At 72.2% G+C, this 24,440-nt stretch carries 23 protein-coding genes; 21 read left to right on the top strand and 2 right to left on the bottom strand.

The features are described 5' to 3' along the window. Nucleotides 1–2: 2 nt before the first annotated feature. Nucleotides 3–440, top strand: a complete 438-nt coding sequence (gene nusB / locus OO54_RS14385) for a transcription antitermination factor NusB (RefSeq protein ID WP_033203272.1) — start codon at nucleotides 3–5, stop codon at nucleotides 438–440. Between the two features lie 223 nt (nucleotides 441–663). Here the strand turns inward: nusB and bldD are convergent, their stop codons facing one another. After that, nucleotides 664–1,164 carry a transcriptional regulator BldD gene (bldD, locus tag OO54_RS14380; protein WP_017242229.1) on the bottom strand — a complete coding sequence of 167 codons (501 nt, stop codon included), beginning with the start codon at nucleotides 1,162–1,164 and terminating at the stop codon, nucleotides 664–666. A 245-nt stretch (nucleotides 1,165–1,409) separates the two neighbouring features. Between bldD and pyrR the strand changes: the two genes are divergently transcribed. The 14 genes from pyrR (at nucleotide 1,410) to OO54_RS14310 (ending at nucleotide 18,045) form a co-directional block, all read left to right on the top strand. Next, on the top strand, nucleotides 1,410–1,976 hold the full coding sequence (pyrR, locus tag OO54_RS14375) for a bifunctional pyr operon transcriptional regulator/uracil phosphoribosyltransferase PyrR (protein ID WP_033203271.1): 567 nt from the start codon (nucleotides 1,410–1,412) through the stop codon (nucleotides 1,974–1,976). Nucleotides 1,977–2,060: 84 nt separating this feature from the next. Further along, a complete protein-coding gene (locus OO54_RS14370; protein ID WP_033203270.1) occupies nucleotides 2,061–3,050 on the top strand; it encodes an aspartate carbamoyltransferase catalytic subunit in 990 nt (329 codons plus the stop codon). A gap of 2 nt (nucleotides 3,051–3,052) precedes the next feature. After that, nucleotides 3,053–4,339 (top strand): dihydroorotase, encoded by a 1,287-nt coding sequence (locus OO54_RS14365; protein ID WP_033203269.1) that lies wholly within the window; start codon nucleotides 3,053–3,055, stop codon nucleotides 4,337–4,339. Next, nucleotides 4,336–4,908, top strand: a complete 573-nt coding sequence (locus OO54_RS14360; protein ID WP_026058768.1) for a PH-like domain-containing protein — start codon at nucleotides 4,336–4,338, stop codon at nucleotides 4,906–4,908. Before OO54_RS14365 ends, OO54_RS14360 begins: the two co-directional genes overlap by 4 nt. Further along, nucleotides 4,905–6,053, top strand: coding sequence for a glutamine-hydrolyzing carbamoyl-phosphate synthase small subunit (carA, locus tag OO54_RS14355; protein WP_017242224.1), 1,149 nt, complete (start codon nucleotides 4,905–4,907; stop codon nucleotides 6,051–6,053). The genes OO54_RS14360 and carA overlap by 4 nt, the downstream gene beginning before the upstream one ends. Then, nucleotides 6,046–9,354: a carbamoyl-phosphate synthase large subunit gene (gene carB / locus OO54_RS14350; protein WP_033203268.1), complete on the top strand. Its 3,309-nt coding sequence runs from the start codon at nucleotides 6,046–6,048 to the stop codon at nucleotides 9,352–9,354. The genes carA and carB overlap by 8 nt, the downstream gene beginning before the upstream one ends. 74 nt (nucleotides 9,355–9,428) lie before the next feature. Further along, nucleotides 9,429–10,538: a quinone-dependent dihydroorotate dehydrogenase gene (locus tag OO54_RS14345; RefSeq protein WP_033203267.1), complete on the top strand. Its 1,110-nt coding sequence runs from the start codon at nucleotides 9,429–9,431 to the stop codon at nucleotides 10,536–10,538. Next, nucleotides 10,535–11,371, top strand: a complete 837-nt coding sequence (gene pyrF, locus OO54_RS14340; RefSeq protein ID WP_017242221.1) for an orotidine-5'-phosphate decarboxylase — start codon at nucleotides 10,535–10,537, stop codon at nucleotides 11,369–11,371. Before OO54_RS14345 ends, pyrF begins: the two co-directional genes overlap by 4 nt. 351 nt (nucleotides 11,372–11,722) lie before the next feature. Next, a complete protein-coding gene (locus OO54_RS14335) occupies nucleotides 11,723–12,046 on the top strand; it encodes an integration host factor (RefSeq protein WP_017242220.1) in 324 nt (107 codons plus the stop codon). Between the two features lie 49 nt (nucleotides 12,047–12,095). Then, nucleotides 12,096–12,683 carry a guanylate kinase gene (gene gmk, locus OO54_RS14330; RefSeq protein WP_033203266.1) on the top strand — a complete coding sequence of 196 codons (588 nt, stop codon included), beginning with the start codon at nucleotides 12,096–12,098 and terminating at the stop codon, nucleotides 12,681–12,683. 62 nt (nucleotides 12,684–12,745) lie between these two features. Then, nucleotides 12,746–13,018, top strand: coding sequence for a DNA-directed RNA polymerase subunit omega (gene rpoZ, locus OO54_RS14325; RefSeq protein WP_017242218.1), 273 nt, complete (start codon nucleotides 12,746–12,748; stop codon nucleotides 13,016–13,018). Nucleotides 13,019–13,138: 120 nt separating this feature from the next. After that, the gene (gene coaBC, locus OO54_RS14320) at nucleotides 13,139–14,350 is read left to right on the top strand and encodes a bifunctional phosphopantothenoylcysteine decarboxylase/phosphopantothenate--cysteine ligase CoaBC (protein WP_053194539.1); all 1,212 of its coding nucleotides are present in this window, start codon (nucleotides 13,139–13,141) and stop codon (nucleotides 14,348–14,350) included. A gap of 264 nt (nucleotides 14,351–14,614) precedes the next feature. Next, entirely contained in the window at nucleotides 14,615–15,823 is a 1,209-nt protein-coding gene (metK, locus tag OO54_RS14315; protein WP_033203264.1) for a methionine adenosyltransferase, read from the top strand. Between the two features lie 92 nt (nucleotides 15,824–15,915). Continuing rightward, nucleotides 15,916–18,045 carry a primosomal protein N' gene (locus OO54_RS14310; RefSeq protein ID WP_033203263.1) on the top strand — a complete coding sequence of 710 codons (2,130 nt, stop codon included), beginning with the start codon at nucleotides 15,916–15,918 and terminating at the stop codon, nucleotides 18,043–18,045. A 66-nt stretch (nucleotides 18,046–18,111) separates the two neighbouring features. Here OO54_RS14310 and OO54_RS14305 read toward each other — a convergent pair whose 3' ends face one another. Continuing rightward, nucleotides 18,112–18,630 carry a hypothetical protein gene (locus OO54_RS14305; protein ID WP_033203262.1) on the bottom strand — a complete coding sequence of 173 codons (519 nt, stop codon included), beginning with the start codon at nucleotides 18,628–18,630 and terminating at the stop codon, nucleotides 18,112–18,114. A gap of 281 nt (nucleotides 18,631–18,911) precedes the next feature. On the opposite strand from OO54_RS14305, the gene fmt reads away from it, so the two are divergent. The 6 genes from fmt (at nucleotide 18,912) to OO54_RS14275 (ending at nucleotide 24,384) form a co-directional block, all read left to right on the top strand. Continuing rightward, entirely contained in the window at nucleotides 18,912–19,844 is a 933-nt protein-coding gene (gene fmt, locus OO54_RS14300; RefSeq protein WP_033203261.1) for a methionyl-tRNA formyltransferase, read from the top strand. 160 nt (nucleotides 19,845–20,004) lie between these two features. Next, nucleotides 20,005–21,417: an RsmB/NOP family class I SAM-dependent RNA methyltransferase gene (locus tag OO54_RS14295; protein ID WP_017242212.1), complete on the top strand. Its 1,413-nt coding sequence runs from the start codon at nucleotides 20,005–20,007 to the stop codon at nucleotides 21,415–21,417. A 119-nt stretch (nucleotides 21,418–21,536) separates the two neighbouring features. Further along, nucleotides 21,537–22,220 (top strand): ribulose-phosphate 3-epimerase, encoded by a 684-nt coding sequence (gene rpe, locus OO54_RS14290; protein ID WP_033203260.1) that lies wholly within the window; start codon nucleotides 21,537–21,539, stop codon nucleotides 22,218–22,220. A gap of 167 nt (nucleotides 22,221–22,387) precedes the next feature. Further along, the gene (locus OO54_RS14285) at nucleotides 22,388–23,404 is read left to right on the top strand and encodes a sugar-binding transcriptional regulator (protein WP_033203259.1); all 1,017 of its coding nucleotides are present in this window, start codon (nucleotides 22,388–22,390) and stop codon (nucleotides 23,402–23,404) included. A gap of 93 nt (nucleotides 23,405–23,497) precedes the next feature. After that, nucleotides 23,498–23,986, top strand: coding sequence for a guanyl-specific ribonuclease (locus OO54_RS14280; protein ID WP_033203258.1), 489 nt, complete (start codon nucleotides 23,498–23,500; stop codon nucleotides 23,984–23,986). Next, nucleotides 23,983–24,384, top strand: coding sequence for a barstar family protein (locus tag OO54_RS14275; protein WP_324611691.1), 402 nt, complete (start codon nucleotides 23,983–23,985; stop codon nucleotides 24,382–24,384). Before OO54_RS14280 ends, OO54_RS14275 begins: the two co-directional genes overlap by 4 nt. Nucleotides 24,385–24,440 lie beyond the last annotated feature (56 nt).

Here is a 24,440-nt window from a genome sequence, read left to right as displayed (position 1 = left end):
CCGTGGCCGCTCGGAGCAAGGCCCGCAAGCGCGCCTTCCAGATCCTCTTCGAGGCCGACCAGCGTGGCGCCTCCGTCCAGGAGGTCCTCGCGGACCAGGTCAGGCACGCGCGGTCGGACGACCGCCAGCCGCCGGTCAGCGACTTCACCATGCAGCTGGTCGAGGGGTACGCGGCACACGTGGCGCGGATCGACGAGCTCATCGCGACCTACGCGGTGGACTGGGACCTCGACCGGATGCCTGTCGCCGACCGGAACATCGTGCGCCTCGGCGCGTACGAGGTGATCTGGGAGGACGGCACGCCGGACGCGGTCGCGATCGACGAGGCGGTGCAGCTCGCCAAGGAGTTCTCCACCGACGAGTCGCCGACCTTCGTCAACGGTCTGCTGGCGCGCTTCAAGGACCTGAAGCCGCGTCTGCGCCGCGACGCGGAGGACTGAGTCCCCGCAGCCGCCACCGGCAGCCGAAGGGGCCCGCAGCGCACGTGCTGCGGGCCCCTTCGGCGTTTCCCCGGGACCGGCCCCTCTCTCACGGGGCCGTGGGGGGCCTTCTCGGCTCTCGTACGGCCCGCGGAGAGCTCGGGGGTACGGCACAGGGCCCGTGGACGTCGGTGACGTCCACGGGCCCTGTGGCGGTACGTTTCTGCTGTGCCCTCGTAAGGGGTCAGTTGTCCTCGTGGGCGACCGCGCGGCGCGCGTCCGCGTCAAGGACGCCCCAGCTGATCAGCTGCTCGGTGAGGACCGAGGGGGACTGGTCGTAGATGACGGCGAGCGTGCGCAGGTCGTCCTGGCGGATCGACAGCACCTTGCCGTTGTAGTCGCCGCGCTGCGACTGGATCGTCGCCGCGTAGCGCTGGAGCGGGCCGGCCTTCTCCTGGGGGACGTGCGCCAGGCGCTCCAGGTCCAGGACCAGCTTCGGCGGCGGCTCGGCGGCCCCGCCCGGGGTCGTGCCCGGCAGGAGCTCCTGCACCGGCACTCCGTAGAAATCGGCCAGCTCGGCAAGGCGCTGCACGGTCACCGCACGGTCACCACGCTCGTACGAGCCGACCACGACGGCCTTCCAGCGGCCCTGGGACTTCTCTTCCACCCCGTGGAGCGACAGACCCTGCTGGGTGCGGATGGCGCGGAGTTTGGCCCCGAGCTGCTTTGCGTATTCGCTGGACATAACGCTCCCGGACGCTGTGACGACATGCGGCTGCGCCGCGCGGCTGGTAACTCACTGTGAGGTTACGCAGCGTTACTCTTTCCCGTCAAGCCGAATGGTCCGTACCGCCCCCTCCCGGGGGACGGCGCCCGAAGTGGCGACCGGGGTGCGAGCGGCTCCGCCGTCCGCCCCTGGTAAAGTGAATGGCGCAATTCCGACGTCCTTTAAGAACCGTCCCGTGAGGCGGAGAAGGAGGTCCGTTTTTCATGGACACTCAGCAGTACGACGGCGATGACGCCCGGCCCGTCCTCGAGGCCCCCGACATCGCGCGGGTCCTGACCCGCATCGCCCACGAGATCGTCGAGCGCGCCAAGGGCGCCGACGACGTGGTCCTCCTCGGCATTCCCACCCGCGGTGTCTTCCTCGCCCGCCGGCTCGCCGAGAAGCTCGAATCGATCACCGGCGCCAAGATCCCGGTCGGTTCCCTCGACATCACCATGTACCGGGACGACCTCCGGCTGAAGCCCGCCCGCGCCATCGGCCGCACCGAGATCCCCGGTGACGGCGTCGACGGCCGTCTGGTCGTCCTCGTCGACGACGTGCTCTTCTCCGGCCGCACCATCCGCGCCGCCCTCGACGCCCTCGGCGACATCGGCCGCCCGCGCGCCGTCCAGCTCGCGGTCCTCGTCGACCGCGGCCACCGCGAACTTCCGATCCGCGCCGACTACGTCGGCAAGAACCTCCCCACGTCGCTGCGGGAGACGGTCAAGGTCCAGCTCGCCGAGGAGGACGGTCGCGACACCGTGCTGCTCGGCACCAGGACCGCCTCCTAGCCGGACCGGCTTCCCCGCGGGGCCGGGGCACACCCCTGCGCTCCCGCATGTCCTCACACCTCCCCACCACGGAGAGACACCCCGATGATGCGTCACCTCATCTCGGCCGCCGACCTCACCCGCGACGACGCCGTCCAGATCCTCGACACGGCCGAGGAGATGGCCCGGGTGGCCGACCGGCCCATCAAGAAGCTGCCGACCCTGCGCGGCCGGACCATCTGCAACCTGTTCTTCGAGGACTCCACCCGCACCCGGATCTCCTTCGAGGCCGCCGAGAAGCGCCTCTCCGCCGACGTGATCAACTTCGCGGCCAAGGGCTCCAGCGTCTCCAAGGGCGAGTCCCTCAAGGACACCGCGCAGACCCTGGAGGCCATGGGCGTCGACGCGGTCGTCATCCGGCACGGCGCCTCCGGCGCCCCGTACCGCCTCGCCACCTCCGGCTGGATCGACGCCCCCGTCGTCAACGCCGGCGACGGCACCCACCAGCACCCCACCCAGGCCCTCCTGGACGCCTTCACCATGCGCCGCCGCCTGGTCGGCCGCGACGAGGGCCTCGGCAAGGACCTGGCCGGCCGGCGCATCACGATCGTCGGCGACGTCCTGCACAGCCGCGTCGCCCGCTCCAACGTCGACCTGCTGCACACCCTCGGCGCCGAGGTCACCCTGGTGGCCCCGCCCACCCTGGTCCCCGTCGGCGTCGAGACCTGGCCCTGCGAGATCTCGTACGACCTCGACAGGGTGCTGCCGAAGTCCGACGCGGTGATGATGCTGCGTGTGCAGCGCGAGCGGATGAACGCCGCCTTCTTCCCCACTGAGCGCGAGTACTCGCGCCGGTACGGGCTGGACGGCGACCGGATGGCGAAGATGCCCGAGCACGCCATCGTCATGCACCCCGGCCCCATGGTCCGCGGCATGGAGATCACCGCCGAGGTCGCCGACTCCGACCGCTGCACGGTCGTCGAGCAGGTCGCCAACGGCGTCTCCGTCCGGATGGCCGTCCTCTACCTGCTGCTCGGCGGCAACGAGTCCGCCACCCCCGCCACCGGCACCACCCGCACCGAGGAGAACAAGTAACCATGAGCAAGATCCTTATCCGCGGTGCGAAGGTCCTCGGCGGCGACGTCCAGGACGTCCTGATCGACGGCGAGACCATCGCCGAGGTCGGTACCGGGCTCTCCGCCGAGGGCGCCACCGTCGTCGACGCCGAGGGCCGCATCCTCCTGCCCGGCCTGGTCGACCTCCACACCCACCTGCGCGAGCCCGGCCGCGAGGACTCCGAGACCGTCCTCACCGGCACCCGCGCCGCCGCCTCCGGCGGCTACACCGCCGTCTTCGCCATGGCCAACACCCACCCGGTCGCCGACACCGCAGGCGTCGTCGAGCAGGTCTACCGCCTCGGCAAGGAGTCCGGCTACTGCGACGTGCAGCCCATCGGCGCCGTCACCGTCGGCCTGGAGGGCAAGAAGCTCGCCGAGCTCGGCGCCATGCACGACTCCGCCGCCGGCGTCACCGTCTTCTCCGACGACGGCAAGTGCGTCGACGACGCCGTGATCATGCGCCGCGCCCTGGAGTACGTGAAGGCCTTCGACGGCGTCGTCGCCCAGCACGCCCAGGAGCCCCGCCTCACCGAGGGCGCCCAGATGAACGAGGGCGTCGTCTCCGCCGAACTCGGTCTCGGCGGCTGGCCGGCCGTCGCCGAGGAGTCGATCATCGCCCGCGACGTCCTCCTCGCCGAGCACGTCGGCTCCCGCGTCCACATCTGCCACCTCTCCACCGCCGGCTCCGTCGAGATCGTCCGCTGGGCCAAGTCCCGCGGCATCGACGTCACCGCCGAGGTCACCCCGCACCACCTCCTCCTCACGGACGAGCTGGTCCGCTCGTACAACCCGGTCTACAAGGTCAACCCGCCGCTGCGCACCGAGAAGGACGTCCTCGCCCTGCGCGAGGCGCTGGCCGACGGCACGATCGACATCGTCGCCACCGACCACGCCCCGCACCCGCACGAGGACAAGGACTGCGAGTGGGCCGCCGCCGCCATGGGCATGGTCGGCCTGGAGACCGCGCTCTCCGTCGTCCAGCAGACGATGGTCGAGACCGGCCTCCTCGACTGGGCCGGCGTCGCCGACCGGATGTCCTTCGCCCCCGCGCGCATCGGACGGGCGAGCGGCCACGGACGCCCCGTCTCGGCTGGTGAGCCCGCGAACCTGACGCTGGTCGATCCGGCTTACCGTGGTGTCGTGGACCCCGCGGACTTCGCCTCCCGCAGCCGCAACACCCCCTACGAGGGTCGTGAGCTGCCGGGACGCGTCACCCACACCTTCCTGCGGGGCCGGGCAACGGTCGTGGACGGGAAGCTGGCGTGACACCACTCATCACAATCGCCGCACAGGCAGCCGATCAGAAGTCGGCGGAGGTGACCGACTGGGCCGGCAGGATCGGCTGGGTCGCCGGACTGCTGCTCTTCGTCGTCTTCGTCTACTGGCTGATGCGCCAGGGGTGGAAATGGCGCGGCAGCCTCCAGTCGGACCTGCCCGAGCTGCCCACCGCGCCGCAGGAGCCCGGTGCGGCGACACTGACTCTCAGCGGGCGCTACCACGGGTCCACGACCGCCGGGCAGTGGCTCGACCGGATCGTCGCCCACGGCCTCGGCACCCGCAGCCGGGTCGAGCTCACCCTCACCGACGCCGGGATCGAGGTCGTACGCCCCGGGGCGAACGACTTCTTCGTCCCGGCCGACGCCCTGCGCGAGGCCCGCCTCGACAAGGGCATCGCGGGCAAGGTCCTCGCCGAGGGCGGCCTGCTGATCGTCACCTGGGCCCACGGCGAGAAGCTGCTCGACTCCGGCTTCCGCTCCGACCGGGCGGCCGAGCACACCGCCTGGGTCGAAGCCATCAATTCCATGATCAACACGACGGAAGGCATCGCACGATGACGACCTCCACCAGGGGAGCCGCCAAGACTCCCGCCGTACTCGTCCTGGAGGACGGCCGCATCTTCCGCGGCCGCGCCTACGGGGCCGTGGGGGAGACCTTCGGCGAGGCCGTGTTCTCCACCGGCATGACCGGCTACCAGGAGACCCTCACCGACCCGTCGTACCACCGCCAGGTCGTGGTCATGACCGCCCCTCACGTCGGCAACACCGGCGTCAACGACGAGGACCCCGAGTCCGGCCGCATCTGGGTCTCCGGCTACGTCGTCCGCGACCCCGCCCGCGTCTCCTCCAACTGGCGCGCCCAGCGCTCCCTGGACGAGGAGCTGGAGCGCCAGGGCGTCGTCGGCATCTCCGGCATCGACACCCGCGCCCTCACCCGCCACCTGCGCGAGCGCGGCGCCATGCGCGTCGGCATCTTCTCCGGCGACGCCTGGACCGGCGTCCGCGACGAGGCCCTCCTCGCCAAGGTGCAGGAGCAGCCCCAGATGAAGGGCGCGAACCTCTCCGCCGAGGTCGCCACCAAGGAGACCTACGTCGTCCCCGCGATCGGCACGAAGAAGTTCACCGTCGCCGCCGTCGACCTCGGCATCAAGGGCATGACCCCGCACCGGATGGCCGAGCGCGGCATCGAGGTCCACGTGCTGCCCGCCACCGCCACCGCCGAGGACATCTACGCCGTCAACCCCGACGGCGTGTTCTTCTCCAACGGCCCGGGCGACCCGGCCACCGCCGACGGCCCCGTCGCCGTCATGCGCGCCGTCCTGGAGCGCAAGACGCCGCTCTTCGGCATCTGCTTCGGCAACCAGATCCTCGGCCGCGCCCTCGGCTTCGGCACGTACAAGCTGAAGTACGGCCACCGCGGCATCAACCAGCCGGTCCAGGACCGCACCACCGGCAAGGTCGAGGTCACCGCGCACAACCACGGCTTCGCCGTCGACGCGCCCCTCGACAAGATCTCCGACACCCCCTTCGGGCGCGCCGAGGTCTCCCACGTCTGCCTGAACGACGACGTGGTGGAAGGCCTCCAGCTGCTCGACCAGCCGGCCTTCTCCGTCCAGTACCACCCCGAGGCGGCCGCGGGCCCGCACGACGCCGCGTACCTCTTCGACCGCTTCGTATCCCTGATGGAGGCCGAGCGTGCCTAAGCGCACCGATATCCAGTCCGTCCTGGTCATCGGCTCCGGCCCGATCGTCATCGGCCAGGCCGCCGAGTTCGACTACTCCGGCACCCAGGCGTGCCGCATCCTCAAGGCCGAGGGCCTGCGGGTGATCCTGGTCAACTCCAACCCGGCCACGATCATGACCGACCCGGAGATCGCCGACGCCACCTACGTCGAGCCGATCACCCCCGAGTTCGTCGAGAAGATCATCGCCAAGGAGCGCCCCGACGCCCTCCTGCCCACCCTCGGCGGCCAGACCGCGCTCAACACCGCGATCTCCATGCACGAGCAGGGCGTCCTGGAGAAGTACGGCGTCGAGCTCATCGGCGCCAACGTCGAGGCCATCAACAAGGGCGAGGACCGCGACCTCTTCAAGGGCGTCGTCGAGGCCGTCAAGGCCAAGATCGGCTACGGCGAGTCCGCCCGCTCGGTCATCTGCCACTCCATGGACGACGTCCTCAAGGGCGTCGAGACGCTCGGCGGCTACCCCGTCGTCGTCCGCCCCTCCTTCACCATGGGCGGCGCCGGCTCCGGCTTCGCCCACGACGAGGACGAGCTGCGCCGCATCGCCGGCCAGGGCCTCACGCTCTCCCCCACCACCGAGGTGCTCCTGGAGGAGTCCATCCTCGGCTGGAAGGAGTACGAGCTGGAGCTGATGCGCGACAAGAACGACAACGTCGTGGTCGTCTGCTCCATCGAGAACTTCGACCCGATGGGCGTCCACACCGGTGACTCCATCACCGTCGCCCCGGCGATGACCCTCACCGACCGCGAGTACCAGCGCCTCCGCGACATCGGCATCGCGATCATCCGCGAGGTCGGCGTCGACACCGGCGGCTGCAACATCCAGTTCGCGATCGACCCGGTCGACGGCCGGATCATCGTCATCGAGATGAACCCGCGCGTCTCCCGCTCCTCGGCGCTCGCCTCCAAGGCGACCGGCTTCCCGATCGCCAAGATCGCGGCCCGCCTCGCCGTCGGCTACACGCTGGACGAGATCCCGAACGACATCACGGAGAAGACCCCGGCGTCCTTCGAGCCCACGCTCGACTACGTCGTCGTCAAGGCCCCGCGCTTCGCCTTCGAGAAGTTCCCGCAGGCCGACTCCACCCTCACCACGACCATGAAGTCGGTCGGTGAGGCCATGGCGATCGGCCGCAACTTCACCGAGGCCCTGCAGAAGGCCCTGCGCTCCCTGGAGAAGAAGGGCTCGCAGTTCACCTTCGTCGGCGAGCCCGGCGACAAGGCCGAGCTGCTGCGCGACGCGGTCCGCCCGACCGACGGCCGCATCAACACGGTCATGCAGGCCATCCGCGCCGGTGCCACCCCGCAGGAGGTCTTCGACGCCACGAAGATCGACCCGTGGTTCGTCGACCAGCTCTTCCTGATCAAGGAGATCGCCGACGAGCTGGCCGCCGCCGAGAAGCTCGAGCCCGAGCTCCTCGCCGAGGCCAAGCGCCACGGCTTCTCCGACGCCCAGATCGCCGAGATCCGCGGCCTGCGCGAGGACGTCGTCCGCGAGGTGCGGCACGCCCTCGGCGTGCGCCCGGTCTACAAGACGGTCGACACCTGCGCCGCCGAGTTCGCCGCCAAGACCCCGTACTTCTACTCGTCCTACGACGAGGAGAGCGAGGTCGCGCCGCGCGAGAAGCCCGCCGTGATCATCCTCGGCTCCGGCCCGAACCGCATCGGCCAGGGCATCGAGTTCGACTACTCCTGCGTCCACGCCTCCTTCGCCCTCAGCGACGCCGGCTACGAGACCGTGATGGTCAACTGCAACCCGGAGACCGTCTCCACCGACTACGACACCTCCGACCGCCTGTACTTCGAGCCGCTGACGCTCGAGGACGTGCTGGAGATCGTCCACGCCGAGACGCTGGCCGGCCCCGTCGCCGGTGTCGTCGTCCAGCTCGGCGGCCAGACCCCGCTGGGCCTCTCGCAGGCGCTCAAGGACAACGGCGTGCCGGTCGTCGGCACCTCCCCGGAGGCCATCCACGCCGCCGAGGACCGCGGCGCCTTCGGCCGCGTCCTCGCCGAGGCCGGCCTCCCGGCCCCGAAGCACGGCACCGCGACCACGTTCTCCGAGGCGAAGGCCATCGCCGACGAGATCGGCTACCCCGTCCTCGTACGCCCGTCGTACGTGCTCGGCGGCCGCGGCATGGAGATCGTCTACGACGAGACCCGCCTGGAGTCGTACATCGCGGAGTCCACCGAGATCAGCCCCACCCGGCCGGTCCTGGTCGACCGCTTCCTCGACGACGCCATCGAGATCGACGTCGACGCCCTCTACGACGGCCACGAGCTCTACCTCGGCGGCGTCATGGAGCACATCGAGGAGGCCGGCATCCACTCCGGCGACTCGGCCTGCGCCCTGCCCCCGATCACCCTCGGCGGCTTCGACATCAAGCGCCTGCGCATCTCCACCGAGGCGATCGCCAAGGGCGTCGGCGTCCGCGGCCTGATCAACATCCAGTTCGCCATGGCCGGCGACATCCTCTACGTCCTGGAGGCCAACCCGCGCGCCTCCCGGACCGTCCCCTTCACCTCGAAGGCGACCGCCGTCCCGCTCGCGAAGGCCGCCGCCCGCATCTCGCTCGGCGCCACCATCGCCGAGCTGCGCGAGGAGGGCCTGCTGCCGAAGAACGGCGACGGCGGCACCCTGCCGATCGACGCGCCGATCTCCGTCAAGGAGGCCGTCATGCCGTGGTCGCGCTTCCGCGACATCCACGGCCGCGGCGTCGACACCGTCCTCGGCCCGGAGATGCGCTCCACCGGCGAGGTCATGGGCATCGACGCGGTCTTCGGCACGGCCTACGCCAAGTCGCAGGCCGGCGCCTACGGCCCGCTGCCCACCAAGGGCCGCGCGTTCATCTCCGTCGCCAACCGCGACAAGCGCTCGATGATCTTCCCGGCGCGCGAGCTCGTCGCCCACGGCTTCGAGCTGCTCGCCACCTCCGGCACCGCCGAGGTCCTCAAGCGCAACGGCATCAACGCCACCGTCGTGCGCAAGCTCAGCGAGGGCGAGGGCCCGAACGGCGAGAAGACCATCGTCCAGCTGATCCACGACGGCCAGGTCGACCTGATCGTCAACACCCCGTACGGCACCGGCGGCCGCCTCGACGGCTACGAGATCCGTACGGCCGCGGTGGCGCGCAGCGTCCCGTGCCTCACCACGGTCCAGGCGCTCGCCGCCGCCGTCCAGGGCATCGACGCGCTCAACCGCGGCGACGTCGGCGTCCGCTCGCTCCAGGAACACGCGGAGCATCTGACCGCGGCCCGCGACTAGCAGCCCGTACGAATGAGGGGGACACCGGAACACCGCGGTGTCCCCCTCTTCATGAGCACACCTGGACTCCCCGCATGTACAAGTTCTTCTTCGCCCTCGTCTTCAAGCGCATGGACCCCGAGAAGGCCCACTACCTGGCCTTCCGCTGGATCCGCCTCGCCGCCCGCGTCCCCGTGCTCCGCACCTTCGTCGCCGCCGTCCTCGCGCCCCGGTACGAGGAGCTGCGCACCGAGGCCCTGGGCCTCCGCATGCACGGCCCCTTCGGCCTCGCCGCCGGCTTCGACAAGAACGCCGTGGCCATCGACGGCATGTCGATGCTCGGCTTCGACCACATCGAGATCGGCACGGTCACCGGCGAGGCCCAGCCGGGCAACCCCAAGAAGCGCCTCTTCCGGCTGGTCCAGGACCGCGCCCTGATCAACCGCATGGGCTTCAACAACGAGGGTTCCGCCGCCGTCGCCGAGCGTCTCCACGCGCGCGTGCCGGTCTTCAAGACCGTCGTCGGCGTGAACATCGGCAAGACCAAGGTCGTCCCGGAGGCCGAGGCCGCCGCCGACTACGTGAAGTCCACCGAGCGCCTCGCCGCCCACGCCGACTACCTCGTGGTGAACGTCTCCTCGCCGAACACCCCCGGGCTGCGCAACCTCCAGGCCACCGAGTCCCTGCGCCCGCTGCTCACGGCCGTGCGCGAAGCCGCCGACCGCTCGGTCACCGGCCGCCGCGTCCCGCTCCTGGTCAAGATCGCCCCCGACCTGGCCGACGAGGACGTCGACGCGGTCGCGGACCTCGCCCTCGAGCTCGGCCTCGACGGCATCATCGCCACCAACACCACCATCGCCCGCGAGGGCCTCGGACTGAAGTCCGACCCCGCCCTGGTCGAGGAGACCGGCGGCCTGTCCGGCGCGCCCGTCAAGGAGCGCTCGCTCGCCGTCCTGCGCCGCCTCCACGCGCGCGTGGGCGACCGCCTGGTCCTCGTGGGCGTCGGCGGCATCGAGAACGCCGAGGACGCCTGGCAGCGCATCCTCGCCGGCGCCACCCTGATCCAGGGCTACAGCGCCTTCATCTACGAGGGCCCGTTCTACGCCCGCGCGATCCACAAGGGCCTCGCCGCGCGCCTCGCCGCCTCCCCGTACGCCACCCTCGCCGAGGCCGTCGGCGCCGACAACCGAAAGGCCGCTCAGTGACTCTCTCCTTCGGCACCCGCCTGCGCTCCGCCATGGACGAGCGCGGCCCGCTCTGCGTCGGCATCGACCCGCACGCCGCCCTGCTCGACTCCTGGGGCCTGACCGACGACATCGCCGGTCTCGAGCGCTTCACCTTCACCGTGGTCGAGGCGCTCGCCGAGACCGTGGCCGTCTTCAAGCCGCAGTCCGCCTTCTTCGAGCGCTTCGGCTCGCGCGGCATCGCCGTCCTGGAGCGCGCCGTCGCCGATCTGCGCGCCGCGGGCGGCCTGGTCGTGATGGACGCCAAGCGCGGTGACATCGGCTCCACCATGGCCGCGTACGCCGAGACCTTCCTGCGCAAGGACTCCCCGCTCTTCTCCGACGCCCTCACGGTCTCCCCGTACCTCGGCTACGGCTCCCTCGCGCCGGCCGTCGAGCTGGCCCGCGAGTCCGGCGCAGGGCTCTTCGTGCTGGCCCTCACCTCCAACCCGGAGGGCGCCGAGGTCCAGCGGGCGGTCCGCGAGGACGGCCGGACCATCGGCGCGACCATGCTGGCCCACCTGGCGGCGGAGAACGCGGGGGAGACCCCCATGGGCTCCTTCGGCGCGGTCGTCGGCGCCACCCTGGGCGACCTGTCCTCGTTCGACCTGGACATCAACGGGCCGCTGCTCGCCCCCGGCATCGGTGCCCAGGGCGCGACCGCGGCCGACCTCCCCGCCGTCTTCGGCGCGGCGGTGCGCAACGTCGTCCCGAACGTCAGCCGCGGGGTCCTGAAGCACGGTCCGGACGCGGCCGCTCTGCGGGACTCGGCTCACCGGTACGCGGACGAGGTCCGCGCGGCGGTCGGCGCCTAGCGGGTCCGCGGACGATCCCGCACGGGCTTCCGGGTGATCCTCTTCGGGGTCTCCGGTCAAGCCGCAGGTGGGAGCCGTTTCGGCCCGGTGGGACGACCCGTCTCGCCGGGCCGTCCCACTACTTGACGAAAACTTGGCTCAAAACCGGGTCGTTTTGCCGGAAAAGTCCTGGTCGGTCGATGCTGACCAGGACTTTTCCGCTGTTCTCGCTGACGGGAGCGGCCTCGGACGCTAGTCTCCGGGGCAGAGCAGGCGTTCAGCGATTACTCCGTTGGGCGTTGCTCCACTGGTGTGGGGCGCTGGTCCTCACCGGTCCGTATCCGACAGATCGACATCCGAGGTGACGTAGGCGTGGCTCTTCCGCCCCTTACCCCTGAACAGCGCGCAGCCGCGCTCGAGAAGGCCGCCGCGGCTCGCCGGGAGCGGGCCGAGATCAAGAATCGACTCAAGCACTCCGGCGCCTCCCTCCACGAGGTCATCAAGACCGGCCAGGAGAACGACGTCATCGGCAAGATGAAGGTCTCCGCGCTCCTCGAGTCCCTGCCGGGCGTGGGCAAGGTCCGCGCCAAGCAGATCATGGAGCGCCTCGGGATCTCCGAGAGCCGCCGCGTCCGTGGTCTCGGCTCCAACCAGATCGCCTCCCTGGAGCGGGAGTTCGGCAGCACCGGCGCCTGATCCGGGACGCGCGTCCCGGGCACACCGGTAAAGCTGGAATAATCGCTGCATGGCAGCAGAGGTACGTCCGCGGCTGACCGTGCTCTCCGGCCCCTCAGGGGTCGGCAAGAGCACGGTCGTCGCTCATATGCGCAAGGTCCACCCCGAGGTCTGGCTCTCGGTGTCGGCGACGACACGGAAGCCCCGCCCCGGCGAGAAGCACGGCGTCCACTACTTCTTCGTGGCGGACGACGAGTTCGACAAGCTGATCGCCAATGGTGAGCTCCTCGAATGGGCCGAGTTCGCGGGCAACCGCTACGGCACCCCGCGCGGCGCGGTCCTCGAGCGCCTGGACTCCGGGGAGCCCGTCCTCCTGGAGATCGACCTCCAGGGCGCCCGCCAGGTCAAGGACTCCATGCCGGAGTCCCAGCTGGTCTTCCTGGCCCCGCCGAGCTGGGAGGAGCTGGTCCGCCGGCTCACCGGCCGGGGCACCGAGTCGCCCGAGGTCATCGAGCGCCGGCTGCAGGCCGCGAAGGTCGAACTGGCCGCCGAGTCGGAGTTCGACACCACGCTCGTCAACACCTCCGTCGAGGACGTCGCACGTGAGCTGCTAACGTTGATGCAGCTGTCATCTGGGGACCAGGACCACAACGGCTGACGCCAGAGGTCCCCGAACGCCACAGCATGTCTGATTTTTTCTCCATCTTCGGAAGGTAGAGCGTGTCCTCTTCCATGACTGCGCCCGAGGGCATCATCAACCCGCCGATCGACGAGCTGCTCGAGGCCACGGACTCGAAGTACAGCCTCGTGATCTACGCGGCCAAGCGCGCGCGTCAGATCAACGCGTACTACTCCCAGCTCGGCGAGGGCCTGCTGGAGTACGTGGGTCCGCTCGTCGACACCCACGTCCACGAGAAGCCGCTCTCGATCGCCCTGCGGGAGATCAACGCGGGTCTGCTGACGTCCGAGGCCATCGAGGGTCCGGCGCAGTAAGCACGTATCGCTTGTAACGCTTGTCACCACAGGCCCGGCGGAACATCCGCCGGGCCTGTGGTGTCTCATGGAGTCGTACGCATCCGAGTGCGCGTCCGAGTGCGGGGAGTCGTGGAAGTCGTGGCCGAGCCGAAGGTCGTTCTGGGGGTCAGCGGCGGCATCGCCGCCTACAAGGCGTGCGAGCTGCTGCGTCGGCTCACCGAATCGGGCCACGACGTCAGGGTCGTGCCGACCGACTCCGCGCTGCACTTCGTCGGGGCGGCCACCTGGTCCGCGCTCTCCGGCAACCCGGTCTCGAGCGAGGTGTGGGAGTCCGTCCACGAGGTGCCGCACGTCCGGATCGGCCAGGCCGCCGACCTCGTCGTCGTCGCCCCCGCCACCGCCGACATGCTGGCCAAGGCGGCCCACGGCCTCGCCGACGACCTCCTCACCAACACGCTGCTCACCGCGCGCTGTCCGGTCGTCTTCGCCCCCGCCATGCACACCGAGATGTGGGAGCACCCGGCGACCCAGGAGAACGTGGCCACCCTCCGCCGCCGCGGCGCCGTCGTCATCGAGCCCGCGGTCGGCCGCCTCACCGGCGTCGACACCGGCAAGGGCCGGCTGCCCGACCCCGCGGAGATCTTCGAGGTCTGCCGGCGGATCCTCGCGCGCGGCGTCACCGCCCCCGACCTGGCCGGCCGGCACGTCGTGGTCAGCGCGGGCGGCACCCGTGAGCCCCTCGACCCCGTGCGCTACCTGGGCAACCGCTCCTCCGGCAAGCAGGGCTACGCGCTCGCCAAGGCGGCCGTGGCCCGTGGCGCCCGGGTGACCCTGGTCGAGGCCAACACCGGCATCCCGGACCCGGCCGGCGTCGACGTGGTCCACGTCGGCACCGCCGTCCAGCTCCGCGAGGCCGTGCTGAAGGCCGCAGCGGACGCCGACGCCGTGGTGATGGCCGCGGCCGTGGCCGACTTCCGCCCGGCCGTCTACGCCGCCGGGAAGATCAAGAAGAAGGACGACGGCGGCGCCCCCACCGTGGAGCTCGTCCGCAACCCCGACATCCTCGCCGAGCTGTCCGCCGACCGCGCGCTGCCCGGCCAGGTGGTCGTCGGCTTCGCCGCGGAGACCGACGACGTCCTCGCCAACGGACGCGCGAAGCTCCGCCGTAAGGGCTGCGACCTGCTCGTGGTCAACGAGGTGGGGGAGCGCAAGACGTTCGGGTCCGAGGAGAACGAGGCGGTCGTCCTCGCCGCGGACGGCGCCGAGACCCCCGTGCCGTACGGGCCGAAGGAAGCGCTCGCCGAGACGGTCTGGGACCTCGTCCTGCCGCGACTCCGGGCTGTGACCTGACAGGCTTTGCCGTCCCTCGGCGGGCCGTGGGTGACGCACCGGAGGCGAGAAACGCCGGGTCGCGAGTGATCTACGTCCCACCGAAAGGGTGATCTTCGCCTCGCAGGAGGCCGGTTCCACGGCTCCTGTGCCATTCGTCTGTCGAGACACCTGGTCCATAGCCCGACCACGACCGATAGACTGTTCGTGGAACGTCGCGGGGCGCAGCCCCCTGCCGGTCCGCGTCACGAGTAGCCAGCAGCCGCTGCAACCCCAGGGAGCGTTGTGTCCCGTCGTCTGTTCACCTCGGAGTCCGTCACCGAGGGTCACCCCGACAAGATCGCTGACCAGATCAGCGACACCATCCTCGACGCACTGCTGCGGGAGGACCCCACCTCTCGCGTCGCCGTCGAGACGCTGATCACGACCGGCCTCGTGCACGTCGCCGGTGAGGTGACCACCAAGGCGTGGGCTGACATCCCGACCCTCGTCCGGAACAAGATCCTGGAGATCGGTTACGACTCCTCCAAGAAGGGCTTCGACGGCGCCTCCTGCGGCGTGTCGGTGTCCATCGGATCCCAGTCCCCGGACATCGCCCAGGGTGTCGACACCGCGTACGAGAAGCGGGTCGAGGGTGACGAGGACGAGCTCGACAAGCAGGGCGCCGGCGACCAGGGCCTGATGTTCGGCTACGCCTCGGACGAGACCCCCGAGCTGATGCCGCTGCCGATCCACATCGCGCACCGGCTGTCCCGCCGCCTCACCGAGGTCCGCAAGAACGGCACCATCCCGTACCTGCGCCCCGACGGCAAGACCCAGGTCACCATCGAGTACGACGGCGACAAGGCCGTCCGCCTCGACACGGTCGTCGTCTCCTCGCAGCACGCCTCCGACATCGACCTGGAGTCGCTGCTCGCGCCCGACATCCGCGAGTTCGTCGTCGAGCACGTGCTCAAGCAGCTCGTCGAGGACGGCATCAAGCTCGACACCGACGGCTACCGCCTCCTGGTGAACCCGACCGGCCGCTTCGAGATCGGCGGCCCGATGGGCGACGCCGGCCTCACCGGCCGCAAGATCATCATCGACACCTACGGCGGCATGGCCCGCCACGGTGGCGGCGCCTTCTCCGGCAAGGACCCGTCCAAGGTCGACCGCTCGGCCGCCTACGCCATGCGCTGGGTCGCCAAGAACGTCGTCGCCGCGGGCCTCGCCGCGCGCTGCGAGGTCCAGGTCGCCTACGCGATCGGCAAGGCCGAGCCCGTCGGTCTCTTCGTCGAGACCTTCGGCACCAACACCATCGAGAACGAGAAGATCGAGAACGCCATCGCCGAGGTCTTCGACCTCCGCCCGGCCGCGATCATCCGCGACCTCGACCTGCTCCGCCCGATCTACTCCCAGACCGCCGCCTACGGCCACTTCGGCCGCGAGCTGCCGGACTTCACCTGGGAGCGCACGGACCGCGTGGACGCGCTGAAGAAGGCCGCCGGCCTGTAATCGCGCGTACGCGACCGAAGCCCGGTACCCCCGAAGGGGTGCCGGGCTTCGGCCATGCCCGGCTGTCGGTGGCGTCTGGTAGGTATGGGGCTGTGAGCAGCGAGAACGAGAAGTCCGACGAACCCGAGCAGCTCGCGCTCATTCGGGAGACCGTCCGGACGGCGAAGGTGCCGCGGGCCAAGCCGCGGACCTGGCGCGGGGCCGCGCTGGCGAAGGAGCTGCCCGTCGCCAGGGTCGTGGTGAACAAGGGGGCGCTCCACCTCGACCAGTTCTTCGACTACGCCGTGCCCGAGGAACTGGACGAGGCGGCACGGCCCGGGGTCCGGGTGCGGGTGCGTTTCGGGGCCGGGGCGCACCAGGTCAAGAACGGTCGACGGGAGGGCGGCCGGCTGATCGACGGCTTCCTCGTCGAGCGCCGGGCCACCTCGGACTACTCGGGACCGCTGGCCGCGCTCGCCGACGTCGTCTCGCCCGAACCGGTCCTCGGCCCCGAGCAGCTCGGCCTCGCCCGCGCCGTCGCCGACCGGTACGCGGGAAGCCTCGCGGACGTGCTCCAGCTCGCCGTGCCGCCCCGCAGCGCCCGCGCCGAAGGCCGCCCCTCCCCGGCGCCGCTCCCGCCACCGGGGCCGCCGGAGCCGGGGAGCTGGACGCGGTACGAGCGGGGGACCGCGTTCCTCGACTCGCTGGCCCGCGGCGGGGCGCCCCGGGCCGTGTGGAACGCGCTCCCGGGGCCGTACTGGGCGGATGAGATCGCCCGGGCCGTCGCCGCGACCCTGGCCTCGGGCCGGGGCGCGCTCGTCGTCGTCCCCGACGGCCGGGCCGCGGCGAGGGTCGACGCGGCGCTGAGCGACGTCCTGGGGGAGGGGCGGCACGCGCTGCTGACCGCCGAGGCCGGACCGGAGAAGCGGTACGCCCAGTGGCTGGCCGTGCGGCGCGGAGCGGTGCGGGCGGTCGTCGGCACCCGGGCCGCCATGTTCGCCCCCGTCCGGGACCTCGGGCTCGTCGTCATCTGGGACGACGGCGACGGCAGCCACAGCGAACCGCACGCCCCCCAGCCCCACGCGCGCGAGGTCCTCGTCCTGCGCGCCGGTCACGACCGGTGCGCCTTCCTGCTCGGCGGCACCAGCTGCACCGTCGAGGCTGCCCAGCTCGTCGAGTCCGGCTGGGCCAAGGCGCTGACCGCCGGCCGCGAACAGGTCCGCAAGGCCGCCCCGCTGATCCGGACCGTCGGCGACGGCGACCTCGCTCGCGACGAGGCCGCGCGCGCGGCCCGGCTGCCCTCGCTCGCCTGGCAGGCCGTGCGGGAAGGACTCAAGACCGGCCCGGTGCTCGTCCAGGTGCCCCGGCGGGGATACGTGCCGAAGCTCGCCTGCGAGCGGTGCCGGACGCCCGCCCGCTGCCGCCACTGCGCAGGGCCCCTGGAGGCACCCGAGCAGCAGGAGCTCCGGTGCGGCTGGTGCGGCCGGGGCGCGCCCGACTGGCACTGCGTGGCGTGCGGGTCGAACCGGCTGCGGGCCCGGATCGTGGGCGCGCGGCGGACGGCGGAGGAGCTGGGCCGGGCGTTCCCGGCCGTTCCCGTACGGACCTCCGGACGCGACCACGTCCTGGACAGCGTGCCCGGGCGTCCCGCCCTCGTCGTCTCGACCCCCGGCGCCGAACCGGTCGCCGACGGCGGCTACGCGGCGGCGCTGCTCCTCGACGGCTGGGCCATGCTCGGCCGCCCCGACCTGCGGGCCGGGGAGGAGGCGCTGCGCCGCTGGATCGACGCGGCCTCGCTGGTGCGGGGCCAGGCGGAGGGCGGCACGGTCGTGGTGGTCGCCGAGCCGACGCTCCGGCCCGTCCAGGCGCTGGTCCGCTGGGACCCGGTCGGGCACGCGCAGCGCGAGCTGGCAGAGCGGGCGGAGCTGGGCTTCCCGCCGGTCTCCCGGATGGCCGCGGTGAGCGGCCCGCCCGAGGCCGTCGAAGGGTTCCTGGCCGCGGCCGGGCTTCCCGCGGACGCCGAGATCCTCGGCCCGGTGCCGCTGCCCGTCGTCCGTCCCGGCGGGCCCCGCAGGCCGGGTGACCCGCCGCCGGGCGAGCAGTGGGACAGGGCCCTGGTCCGGGTCCCGCCGGGGAGCGGCGCGGCCCTGGCGGCCGCGCTCAAGCAGGCGAGGGCCGCCCGCATGGCGCGCGGCGGCGGGGAGCCGGTCCGGATCCGCGTCGACCCGCCGGACATCGGCTGAACGGCGCCCGGACGGCGACGGCGCCCGCCCCCTGTGCGGGGCGGGCGGCCGTCGGGATCGGACAGGTCAGCCGTTGCGGAGGCCGGGGAAGGCGGGCGGGCGGGGGTCCTCGCGGAGCGTGGCGCTGCCCGAGGTGGGCTGCGGGGGCATCGAGCGTGCGGCCGGTACCGCGGGGAGCGTGCGGGTCACGCCCGGCTCCACGGCGTGGTCCTGGTCGACGGCGACGCCCTGCTGGGGTGCGCGCCGGGCGCCGTAGCGGCGGTGGACGGCCTGCTTGGTGACTCCGAGCGCGGAACCGACCGCGTCCCACGAGAACCCGAGCGAGCGGTCGAAGTCGACCGCCGCGGTCACCAGGGTCTCGACGCTGTCCCGCAGCTCCTGGGCGAGCCGTACGGTGGGGGCGGGCGCGCGCCCGTAGACGACGAAGCCCGTCGACGGGCCGGAGCGGCGAGGGCGGTAGACATTGCCCAGCTGGGCCGTGAGCGTGCGCAGTGCGTCCACCTGCCGCCGGACCCGCTCGATGTCCCGCACCAACAGGTGCAGACTCGCCCGGGCTTGGGCGTCGTGGGTTGCGTGGTCGGCCATGTGAAAGCCTCTCGAACCGGCGTGTAAGGGGCGGGTCGCGGGGGGAACGGCGACCCGATTCGGTCAATCTCTCTTGACCAACGCGCCACCCGGAGTTGGGTCACGCTGCGGGGGCGTACACGCATATGCGCGGGGCGCTCGTGCTCACGTACGCCCCCTTCGTCACGGGAGGCCGGGGGGTGTCCCGTCGGTCAGGCCGTGAGCCCGGGCCGACCGACAGGACACCCCCTAGACTGGTGCGCTGCTCGTAAAGCCCCCGGAGAGACAGGCAGTCGCCACTCATGAAGCTCGTCTTCGCAGGCACCCCCGAGGTCGCCGTACCCGCACTGGACGCCCTGCTCGCCTCCGGCCGGCACGAGGTGGCGGCCGTGCTCACCCGGCCGGACGCCCCGGCGGGACGCGGCCGGCGGCTCGTCGCCAGCCCGGTGGCCCAGCGGGCGGAGGAGGCCGGGATCGAGGTCCTGAAGCCGGCCAGGCCCCGCGACGAGGAGTTCCTCGCCCGGCTGCGGGAGATCGCGCCGGACTGCTGCCCGGTCGTCGCCTACGGCGCGCTGCTGCCCAAGGTCGCCCTCGACATCCCCGCCCGGGGCTGGGTCAACCTGCACTTCTCGCTGCTGCCCGCGTGGCGCGGCGCCGCCCCCGTGCAGCACTCCCTGATGTCCGGCGACGAGGTGACCGGAGCGTCCACCTTCCTGATCGAGGAGGGCCTCGACTCGGGCCCGGTCTACGGCGTCGTCACCGAGGACATCCGTCCCACCGACACCAGCGGCGACCTGCTGACCCGGCTCGCCTTCGCGGGCGCCGGACTCCTCGCCGCGACCATGGACGGCATCGAGGACGGCGCCCTGCACGCCGTCCCGCAGCCCGTCGAGGGCATCACCCTCGCCCCCAAGATCCAGGTCGAGGACGCCCACGTCGACTTCGCCGTCCCCGCCATGCGGGTGGACCGGGTGGTCCGCGGCTGCACCCCCGCACCCGGTGCCTGGACCGTCTTCCGCGGCGAGCGCCTCAAGCTCATCCAGGTCGCCCCCCTCCCGGACCGCACCGACCTCGCCCCCGGCGAGCTCTCCGTCGGCAAGAACAACGTCTACGCCGGCACCGGCTCCCACGCCGTCGAACTGCTCTGGGTCCAGCCCCAGGGCAAGAAGCCGATGAAGGCCGCGGACTGGGCCCGAGGCGTCCGCATCGCCGCGGGCGAGCGCCTGGGCGCGTGACGGCGTCCCACCGGTCGGGCCGGGCGCGCGACGCCCGGCCCGACCGGGCAGGCCCCCAGGCCTGTGGCGCGGCCGGGGAGACGGCGGACGTAGGCTTGGTGGGACCGGCCGCTTCAGGGCCGGCATGTTCGACCTCGTCATTTCGTCACGCGGAGCACCTTTGAGCGAGCAGGCACGTCGCCGTCCCCACAAGCCCTACCGGAGGCCCCAGAAGGACCCGGTCCGGATGCTGGCCTTCGAGGCGCTGAGGGCGGTGGACGAGCGGGACGCCTACGCGAACCTGGTGCTGCCGCCGCTGCTGAGGAAGGCCCGGGAGAAGGGCGACTTCGACGGCCGGGACGCGGCGCTGGCGACCGAGCTCGTATACGGGACGCTGCGGCGCCAGGGCACGTACGACGCGATCATCTCGGCGTGCATCGACCGGCCGCTGCGGGAGGTCGACCCGCCCGTCCTCGACGTCCTCGCGCTCGGCGCCCACCAGCTCCTGGGCACCCGGATCCCGACGCACGCCGCCGTCTCCGCGAGCGTCGAGCTGGCCCGCGTGGTGCTCGGCGACGGCCGGGCCAAGTTCGTGAACGCCGTGCTGCGGAAGATCTCGCAGCAGGACCTCGACGCCTGGGTGGCGCAGGTCGCCCCGCCGTACGACCAGGACCCCGAGGACCACCTCGCCGTCGTCCACTCGCACCCCCGCTGGGTCGTCTCGGCGCTCTGGGACTCCCTCGGCGGCGGCCGCGCCGGCATCGAGGACCTCCTGGAGGCCGACAACGAGCGTCCCGAGGTCACCCTCGTCGCCCGCCCCGGCCGCGCCACGGCCGACGAGCTCGCGGCGGCCACCGAGACGCTGCCGGGCCGCTGGTCCCCGTACGCCCTCCGGATGGCCGAGGGCGGCGAGCCCGGCGCCATCGAGGCGGTGAAGGAGGGCCGCGCCGGCGTCCAGGACGAGGGCAGCCAGCTCGTCGCGATCGCCCTGGCGAACGCGCCCCTGGAAGGCTCCGACACCCGCTGGCTCGACGGCTGCGCGGGACCCGGCGGCAAGGCCGCGCTGCTGGCCGCGCTGGCCTCCGAGCGCGGCGCCGCGCTGCTCGCCTCCGAGAAGCAGCCGCACCGCGCCCGGCTCGTCGAGCGCGCGCTCGCCGGCAACCCGGGGCCGTACCAGGTGATCGCGGCGGACGGCACCCGGCCGCCGTGGCGCCCCGGGTCCTTCGACCGGGTCCTGATGGACGTGCCCTGCTCGGGCCTCGGTGCCCTGCGCCGCCGCCCGGAGGCCCGCTGGCGCCGCCGCCCCGAGGACCTGGACGGCTTCGCCCCGCTCCAGCGCGCGCTGCTGACCGAGGCGCTGAGCGCCGTGCGCGTCGGGGGAGTGGTGGGGTACGCGACCTGCTCGCCGCATCTGGCGGAGACCCGGGTGGTCGTCGACGACGTCCTGAAGAAGGTCGGCGGCGCCGAACTGATCGACGCCCGCCCGCTGCTGCCCGGCGTCCCGGCCCTCGGTGACGGCCCGGACGTACAGCTGTGGCCGCATCTGCACGGTACGGACGCCATGTACCTGGCACTGCTGCGCCGTACCGCCTGACCGCAATCTCCCGGTCCGTCCCGGTCCGTGGCTCGTCGTTTCGTACCGAAATTGGTCTGGACCGGAACCGAAACCGCTCAGCGGCAAAGAAGTACCCAAGAACGTGGGAGGCTTGGCACATGGCGCAGATCAACCCCAGCATCCTGTCCGCGGACTTCGCCCGGCTCGCCGATGAGGCGAAGGCCGTCGGCGGTGCCGACTGGCTGCACGTCGACGTGATGGACAACCACTTCGTGCCCAACCTGACGCTGGGCGTGCCGATCGTGGAGTCCCTGGCCAGGGCGACGGACACGCCGCTCGACTGCCACCTGATGATCGAGGACCCGGACCGCTGGGCCCCGCAGTACGTGGAGGCGGGCGCCGGGTCGGTGACCTTCCACGTCGAGGCGGCCGCCGCTCCGGTGCGACTCGCGCGGGAGATCCGGGCCAAGGGCGCGCGCGCCTCGATGGCACTCAAGCCGGCCACGCCCATCGAGCCGTACGAGGACCTGCTCCCCGAGCTCGACATGCTGCTGATCATGACCGTCGAGCCCGGCTTCGGCGGCCAGGCGTTCCTCGACATCATGCTGCCCAAGATCCGCCGTACTCGGGAGCTGATCTCCAAGCACGGTCTGGAGCTGTGGCTCCAGGTCGACGGCGGGGTCGCCGAGTCCACCATCGAGCGGTGCGCCGAGGCCGGCGCCGACGTCTTCGTCGCGGGTTCCGCGGTGTACGGCGCGGCCGACCCGGCCGCCGCCGTCGCTTCGCTGCGGGCCCGCGCGGAGGCCGCGACGGCCTCCGCCCCGTGGGCGTGTGGCCACTGAGCCTCCGGCGGATGAACGGGGTCCATCGGGCCGCCGACAGGACTGATCAAGGGCCGCCGGATCTGACAGGATGAACGGCGAGTCCAGAGTGTGAACGGCATCGGTACGTGACTTCCGTACGTGAACAGCGGTACGTGAACAGCAGTGAGGAGATCGCGGTGGCGGGAATGTCGGCGGGACGGTCAGCCCTGCGGATGGGCCCCGCGGAGCTGGTGCAGGCGGCGGCCATGGCCCGCCGCTTCTACCTCGAGGGCAAGTCCAAGATCCAGATCGCCGAGGAGTTCGGCGTGAGCCGCTTCAAGGTGGCCCGGGTCCTGGAGACCGCCCTGGAGCGCGACCTCGTACGGATCGAGATCCGCGTACCGGCCGAGCTGGACGCCGAGCGCTCCGACGCGCTGCGCGCCCGCTACGGGCTCCGCCACGCCGTCGTCGTCGAGTCCCCGGCGGAGGGCGACGACGAGTCGCCCGACCCGGAGAACCTCGGCGAGGTCGCGGCCGACCTCCTCGGCGAACTGGTCACCGAGGGCGACGTCCTCGGCCTGGCCTGGGGCCGCTCCACCATCCACATGGCCGCGGCCCTCGACCGGCTGCCGCCCTGCACCGTCGTCCAGCTCACCGGCGTGTACGACGCCGGCACCGCCGAGCGCGGCTCCGTCGAGGCCGTCCGGCGCGCCGCCCAGGTCTCCGGCGGCGAGGCCCACCCCATCTACGCGCCCATGCTGCTCCCCGACCCGGCGACCGCGGCCGCCCTGCGCAGCCAGACCGGCATCGCGCGCGCCTTCGAGTACTTCGACAAGGTGACCGTCGCCTGCGTCTCCATCGGCTCCTGGGAGCCGGGCATCTCGACCGTCCACGACATGCTCTCCGACGCCGAGCGGGCCCACTACGCCTCCCTGGGCGTCGCCGCCGAGATGTCGGCCCACCTCTTCGACACCGAGGGCCGGCGGGTCGGCCGCGACCTCGGCGAGCGCTGCATCACCGTCGAGGCGGACCGGCTGCGCCGCATCCCCGAGGTCGTCGCGATCGCCGGCGGCCAGCGCAAGGCGGCGGCGATCGGCGCGGTGCTCCGCTCCGGCCTCGTCACCAGCCTCGTCACGGACCGCGCCGCCGCCGACTACCTCCTCACCGAGTCCAGCCCTGGCACCCACCCGGCCCTCGACCGCAAGGACCCCGACGGCGGCTGAACGGACCGACGCCCGGCGGGCCCGCGGCCGGGGCCGTAGGCCCGCGGCGCGCCCGCGACGCGGGAGCTGGGGCGCGGTGGCAGCATCGGGACCGTGATCCTCAGGTGCGCGCGGGCCGTGCTCGCGCTGTTCGCGGGTGTCTCGCTGCTCCTCACCGGCTGCTCGGGCGGCGAGGCCGCCCAGGCCCCGCGAGCCGGGACGGCCGTGTCGTCCGCACCCGCGAGCGCGGCGGCCACGCCGCCGGAGGCTCCCACCCCGTCCCGGGCGCCCGCCTCCGCCGCCACCCCGTCCCGGGCGTCCACGCTGCCGGTGGTACGCGTCGCGGACCTGCCGCCCGAGGCGCGGGAGACGCTGAGGCTCATCGAACAGGGCGGGCCCTTCCCGTACGCCAAGGACGGGGCCGTCTTCGGCAACTTCGAGCGGGTCCTGCCGCGGCGCGCACGCGGCTACTACCACGAGTACACGGTCCGGACGCCCGGCGAGCGTGATCGCGGCGCCCGGCGCATCGTCACCGGGCGGGGCGGGGAGACGTACTACACCGACGACCACTACCAGAGCTTCCGGGAGGTGGTCGCACCGTGAACGCGACCCACCGCACGGGCCACGAGGCCCCCGACCTCTCCCGCCCCGTCGTACTGGACCTGCACGGAGTCACCGACAAGACCGCCTTCATGAACCGCTGCGTGCGGGCCCTGCCGCTGCCGGTGTGGTTCGGGCGCAACTGGGACGCCCTCGCCGACTGCCTCGCCGATATGCGCGAACCCATGGCGATCGTGGTGACCGGCTGGCAGGCTTACGAGGAGGCCAGCCCGGACGAATGGGCGACCGCCGAGGAAGTGTTCTCCGCGGCGGCGCGCGTCAGCGTCCACGGCCTCGCAGTCCTCCTCTCGCTCGGCGGTTTGGAGGAACCGACAGGCACGCTCCCGCAAGGCTCGGACGATCCGCCCGCATCGCCCCACGCACCTGACGTGGGACAATGAACTACGTGCTTTTTCCCCTGGCTGAAATGCCTAGGGGCCGATCCGAACGACTGGGA

This window comes from Streptomyces wedmorensis, from assembly GCF_000716445.1.
GTDB lineage: Bacteria > Actinomycetota > Actinomycetes > Streptomycetales > Streptomycetaceae > Streptomyces > Streptomyces wedmorensis.
This window is presented reverse-complemented; position numbering and strand designations above follow the sequence as displayed.